The organism is Cobetia sp. BMC6 (genome assembly GCF_029991385.1).
In the GTDB taxonomy this organism is placed as follows: domain Bacteria; phylum Pseudomonadota; class Gammaproteobacteria; order Pseudomonadales; family Halomonadaceae; genus Cobetia.
In genome coordinates this window covers 1-514 of the sequence record NZ_JAKUMF010000037.1, presented here as the reverse complement: position 1 = coordinate 514, position 514 = coordinate 1, and the positions used below count along the sequence as shown (strand labels likewise).

1 pseudogene is annotated in these 514 nt (G+C 45.1%); it reads right to left on the bottom strand.

What is annotated here, in order from left to right:
• Positions 1-514: pseudogene (locus MKZ40_RS16875) on the bottom strand (histidine kinase); the annotation flags it as partial.

Here is a 514-nt window from a genome sequence, read left to right as displayed (position 1 = left end):
AAACTTATTACTCTGTAAGCGTTCAGCCAAGGTTGCACGACTAAATAACGGCACTAAGAAATACACTAAACAGTTCGCACCTAACGATAGCAATAGAGCTTGGCTAATGCTTTCCATGCCTAATGAGAATAAGTCGGTTGGCGCTAACCAGCTTATTCCCCACGGTCCATTCACAAGCCATAGACTATCGCTTCCTAAACCTCCGGCGATATTCGGTAGTAAAAGTGTGTATCCCCAAATAATAAAGCCGCTTAAAATCCCCAATTGTGCGCCGCGACACGATGCTTGTCGCCACCATAAGCCTATGATCATGGCCGGCGAAAATTGCGCGACTAAGGTGAACGACATCAAACCCACATTGGCAAGGGTTGTACTTTCGCCTAGCACTCGGTGAGTGAAGTAACTAAGCAATAAAATCAATACGATAACGATTTTACGCGCATGTAGTAGGTTGTTTTTATCGAGCCCGCGACTACTCGATGTAAGTTGCGAGCGGCGTAAAATAAACTGGTTA